At 43.2% G+C, this 5,753-nt stretch carries 3 protein-coding genes; 2 read left to right on the top strand and 1 reads right to left on the bottom strand.

The features are described from left to right. Together HMPREF9074_RS01005 and HMPREF9074_RS01000 are read left to right on the top strand one after the other, a co-directional pair. Nucleotides 1-1,083: glycoside hydrolase family 92 protein (locus HMPREF9074_RS01005; protein ID WP_034539376.1), on the top strand; the 1,083-nt coding region annotated here is incomplete at its 5' end. Nucleotides 1,084-1,146: 63 nt separating this feature from the next. Continuing rightward, a complete protein-coding gene (locus HMPREF9074_RS01000) occupies nt 1,147-4,101 on the top strand; it encodes a VIT domain-containing protein (protein WP_009391406.1) in 2,955 nt (984 codons plus the stop codon). A gap of 72 nt (nt 4,102-4,173) precedes the next feature. Here HMPREF9074_RS01000 and HMPREF9074_RS00995 read toward each other — a convergent pair whose 3' ends face one another. Next, nucleotides 4,174-5,562: a DUF5723 family protein gene (locus HMPREF9074_RS00995; RefSeq protein ID WP_009391404.1), complete on the bottom strand. Its 1,389-nt coding sequence runs from the start codon at nt 5,560-5,562 to the stop codon at nt 4,174-4,176. Nucleotides 5,563-5,753 lie beyond the last annotated feature (191 nt).

The raw sequence follows: 5,753 nt of genomic DNA, 5'->3' as shown, positions 1-5,753 counted from the left end.
AATGCTTATAAAGAGTCAGGTTGGTTACCCGAATGGGCAAGCCCAGGCCACCGCGATTGTATGATAGGCTCTAACTCGGCTTCTATCATTGCTGATGCCTACCTGAAAGGAAACATAGAAGCTGCTGATGCCGAAATACTCTTAGAAGCGATGCTCAAAAACGCTACTCAAAATGAGGGCAGACCTGTGAAGTCGGTAGGACGCGAGGGAGTAGAGTACTACAATAGTTTAGGCTATGTGCCTTATGATGTGAAGATTAACGAGAACGTAGCCCGCACCCTTGAGTATGCCTATGCCGATTATTGCATTGCGCGTATGGCAGAAAAGAAGGGCAAGGCAGAGATTGCTAAACAGTATTACGAACAATCTAAGCGCTATAAAAACGTATTCGACCCCGAAACCAAATGGATGCGCGGCAAGAATAAGGACGGCAAGTTTCAATCGCCATTCAATCCGCTAAAATGGGGCGATGCGTTTACTGAAGGAAACAGTCTGCACTACACTTGGTCGGTATTTCAAGATTTTGAGGGACTCGTACAGCTGATGGGCGGCAAAGAGGCTTTCGAGAAAAAGATAGACGAAGTGTTTGAGATGCCCCCACTTTTTGACGATAGTTATTACGGCTTTACCATACACGAAATACGCGAGATGCAGCTGGTAGGAATGGGTAATTACGCTCACGGCAATCAACCTATACAGCATCTTATCTACCTCTACAATTATGCAGGCAAGCCCCAAAAAGCCCAAGCCAAACTACGCGAGGTAATGGACAAACTATATTCCCCTACCCCCGATGGTTATTGCGGTGATGAGGATAACGGGCAGACCTCAGCTTGGTATGTGTTCTCCGCTTTAGGCTTTTACCCTGTAACCCCTGCTAGCGACAACTATGTATTAGGCACGCCTTTGTTTAAAACGGTAACTTTGCAATTGCCTGAGGGCAAAAAGTTTTTGATAAAGAATGTAAGTCGGAATGCTAACAGTCCTTTGGTAGAATACGTACAGCTAAACGGCAAGCCTGTAGAGGGCTTCGAGATACCTTTTGCGGCATTTAGAGAAAATGGCACTTTGACGTTTTTTTGAGTGACAAATTAATTATTTCGGCACACTAATTGTTAAGTAGTAATTATAAAATAGATAATTACTATGAAACATTTTTTATCATCTGCTGCACTTTTACTTCCTTTTATCGTTCTGGCGCAAAAAACAGCGCTACCCGAGGTTAAGGTAGTAAACCAACGCAATGCCAACCCTATGGAGCTACGAGAGCTCTCGGTAGACATTTTGGTAGTAGGGCAAACCGCCGTTACTACTATGGAAATGACCTTTTACAACCCTAACACCCGCGTAATGGAGGGCGAATTTCAGTTCCCTCTTGCCGATGGTCAGCAAGTATCGCGCTTTGCTCTCGACATCAATGGCAAGATGCGCGAAGGGGTTGTTGTTGATAAGGCTTTAGGGCGCAAAGCCTTTGAAGACATCGTACGGCGCGGTGTAGACCCAGGTCTGCTCGAAAAGACTGAGGGCAACAACTTCAAAGCCCGCGTATACCCTATGCCTGCACAAGGCTCTCGGCGCGTGCTTATCGCTTTCGAGCAAGAACTACGTCAGAAAAACGGACAAGATTTCTACTTCTTGCCTATCGCCTCTGCACTCCAGCTACAGAAGTTTAAACTGCGTACCGAAGTAGTATCGCGCCTTGTGAAAGCTGATATTGAAAACAGTCTTGAGCTCGACTTCAAACAGACGCGCAATAGTTATATTAGCGAGCTTAGCAAAGACAATTACTCCCTCAATAAGAATATAGCCCTTACCTTCCCTAAGGTAGAAAAGCCCCAAGTGCTGACAGCTACCAAAGGTAATAGTAGCTATCTGTACGGTACTATGGCATTGGGCAATACCGCTCAGCAGCCTAAAAACAGCCCTAAAAAGTTAGGTATCCTATGGGACGTATCGCACTCAGCTGCCCAAGCCGATAAAGAAAAAGCATTCGCTTTCTTAAACGACTATTTCTCTCATATTCAGAACACCGAGGTAACCCTTAACACCTTCAGCATACGCACTTCCGAAGCTGTTGATTTTGAGGTAAAAAATGGCAATTGGCAACCCCTAAAAGCCTATCTACAAAACTTAAAATACGATGGGGCTACCGATGGTAATGCGATGAGCTTCAGCCCTAAGTGCGATGAATATTTGTTCTTCACCGATGGTATCTTCAACTTTGGCGCTAAGGAATTTTCAGTAACCGAAGCGGTAAAACAGATTAAAACTCCTATAACTGTTATCAATAGTACTGCTGTAGCCAACACTGCCAAAATGCAGTATTTAGCAGGGGCAACTGGCGGTAACTTTATCGATTTGACCACCCTTAGCACAGCCGAAGCCGTAAAAGCAGCCTGCTACACCCCTTTTCAGCTCTTAGGCTATGAGGTGAAAAAAGGCAAAGTAAAAGACCTTTACCCAGAAAAAGGCACTGCTCTTAGCGGTGAGACATTCACCTTTGCGGGCAAACTCCTCTCTGACGAAGCGACTATAGTAGTATCAGTAGGCTACCCTAATAAGGTAGTGGCACAACAAGAAATCAGTTTTAGCAAGGATAATGCGACCAGTCAAAGCGAATACGCTCTCTTGCGCCGTGTATGGGCTGAAAAGCAAATCGCTCACTTGCAACGCATTGGGGCTGACCAAAAGCAAATAGACGCTGTAGGGCGCCAATACGGCATCGTAACCGAAGGCAACTCACTAATAGTGTTAGAAACCGTAAGCGACTATCTGCGCTATCGTATCACCCCGCCTAAAGAGTTGCTACAAGAGTATCAAAAATATCTACAACAAGAAGAGAAAGATAAAAAAGAGTCCGTTAAAGAATCCTTAGAAGAGGTCATTGAGCAATCAGCCGACCAGACTAAGTGGTGGCAAACTTCCTACCCTAAGAAAGTTAAAAATACTAAACCGGTTGTAGAAGTCGAAGCTGAGGAAACTGAGGCTCTAAGCTTAGCTGAGGCTGTCCCTATGGCAAACAAAGAAGAAAGAGTAGCCAATGTACAAAACCTCTCTGATAAGGACTCCTACCAACTTGAAGAAGTAGTAGTGATGGACTATGCCCCACAGAGAAAGACCACTATGGTGGGTGCTATTTCTTCTAATGCAGCAATGAAGAGAAGTGAAAGCTACTCAGAAGACACTCCTGAAGCCCCTACCGGTAGCATTGCCCTCAATGCCTACAACCCCGATACGCCTTACCTAAAAGTAATGGAGTACGCCGATGAGGCCAAAGCTGTAGAAACTTACTACAAACTCAAAGAAGAGTATGGTAGCACCCCTTCTTTCTATGCCGATGTAGCTGACTACTTCTTCAAAAAAGGCAATAAAGAACAAGCTATTTTAGTAATCTCTAACTTAGCCGAGTTAGGCTTAGACGACCCTCAACTGTTGCGTATGCTAGGTTACAAACTCAGCAGCTACAAAGCTAAAAAAGAAGCCGTACAAGTGTTCCGCAAGGTAGCCGAACTGCGCGAAGAAGAACCGCAATCTTTCCGCGATTTAGGCTTAGCCTTAGCCGATGACGCTCAGTACAACGAGGCTGTCAAAACCCTTTATAAAGTAGTAACGGGCTTGTGGAGCAGTCGTTTTGGCGATGTACAACTCGTAACGATGAACGACATCAATAGCCTAATAGCGCGCCATAAAGGCATAAACACCAGCTATATCGATAAACGCTTGCTAAAGAAAGAACCGGTTGATGTACGCGTAGTGCTCAGTTGGGATACCGATAACTGCGATATGGACTTATGGGTAACCGACCCTAAAAACGAGAAGTGCTATTACAGCAATAAGCTTACTTATTTAGGCGGTAAAATCTCTGAAGATGTTACTCAAGGCTATGGCCCTGAAGAGTTTATGCTCAAGAAAGCCGTAAAAGGCAAGTACAAAGTACAAGTAGATTACTTTGGTACAAGTTCGCAAAAGCAACTAATGCCGGTTAGCTTACGCATTATCTTCTACACCCACTACGGTACCCCTCAACAAAAACAACAAGAGACTACCGTACGGCTAAGCAACGCCAAAGAGGTCATAGAGGTAGGTACTTTCGAGTTTTAATAGTTATAATAGTAAATAAAAAAAGCGGTTCAGCACGTGCTGAACCGCTTTTTTTATATTAACTGGTAATTATTAATTATTAGGATATGCCATATGTCCAAAACGAAGCCCCACGAAGAAGTTAAGCTCGTGAGCGGTTTTCATAAGGTTGCTAATAGCAGAGCTCGAACCAAAAGTAAGAGGCCCTAAACGCAATCCTAAACCGATATTAGTTTTAGAAACTTGGTTGTAAGAGATAGGCAAATAAGCACCAAAAGCACTGGTATCAAAACGAGGGGTTAGCGAGAAAGTATTAGCGTAATAAGCGTTATACACATCTGTTTTGCTCTTAGAAGTAAGATTCACAAGCCCTGAAGCATTAACGTACAAACCTCCAAACACGCGGTAGTCAGCACTTAGGTTAAGAGTTGTAGGCAATGATGATTTCACTGTCTTTTGCGCCATTTTCATTGAATTGCTGATACCAAAAGCTTGTTTAAGTTTCTCTTCATTAATCTCGTCCATTTGCATAGTTACAGTACCCGAAGCTGGCATTTGGTAGCGGTAAGACTCTGTATTAGTTTTATAGCTAACAGAACCTATATCCATAATCGAAAAACCTATACGTAGGTCGTGAGGCTTGTTATGGCAAGTCTGGCAACCATCAAAACGATATTCGTAAGTAGCCCCAAGGTCAAAACCTACTGTCGAAGCCTCTTTGCCCATTAGCGAATTAGCCTTAAAATTGTTGAGGAAGTCAGTACCCCCATTTACAATCTCGAATACCCCGTTAGTAGAATTGATATTCAAGTTTACTTTTTTACTAGCAGGGTCAGTAGTAAGGCTTGCAGTACCATTGAAGTCGCGGAAGCCTGCATATAGGTTACCTGCCCCCATTATGTACTTAAGGCTTGCCCCTGCTTTGATGGCGTTATGACCGTCAAAATATAGCTCACCTGCCCAAGAAAAACCTACTTCAGAAAAACCGTGTACTACCACTTCTTGGTCGTTTAGGTTTAGGCTGTAGTTGTTGCGCAACTCTAACTTGTCATAGTCAGAAATGTACGACTGAATCATTTTAGCATCAAAATTGTTGATATTACCCAAAGCACGTACGCGGGTAAATATACCTACAGCGTGCTTGTCGTTCAACTTCAGAAATAGCGATGGTCCAAGTACATCTACATTAAAGCGTACATTGATGTCGTTATTCTTCGCTAGCGGATTAGAAGCGTCTAAGCGTACGAAGTCATTAATACGTTTATTGATGTCGGCGTCAAGCGGAATAGCATCATTGTTTACGCCTACGTTTAGCACAAAGAGGCTGGCATCCCAAGAGCGCTTGCTGCTAATCATATAAGCAGGGTTAGTAGTAGCTTGTAGCACCCCAGCATACGGACTCTCGCGAAAGCCTGAAAACGATTGCTGAGCTTCCATTGCTATCGTGCTCAACACTAATGCTGATAAAAACACTTTTTTCATTGGTATAAAACATTAAAATTTAGGGTACAAATATACAAATAATTTGTCAATTAGCAAATTTGCCAATTTTGAAGAAAAATCTACTACTGCTACCTTCCCTATAGAAGCGATATAGGAACAACCTAAATTCAAGTAATAAAAGTAACTTTTTAATAAGGGTTTGTTTTTAATTTTTGTCTGCTGCAGACAAA

Origin of the sequence: Capnocytophaga sp. oral taxon 329 str. F0087, assembly GCF_000213295.2 — a bacterium.
GTDB lineage: Bacteria > Bacteroidota > Bacteroidia > Flavobacteriales > Flavobacteriaceae > Capnocytophaga > Capnocytophaga leadbetteri_A.
Note: the sequence above shows the minus strand (reverse complement) of the source record. Positions and strands in the feature narration are given on the sequence as shown.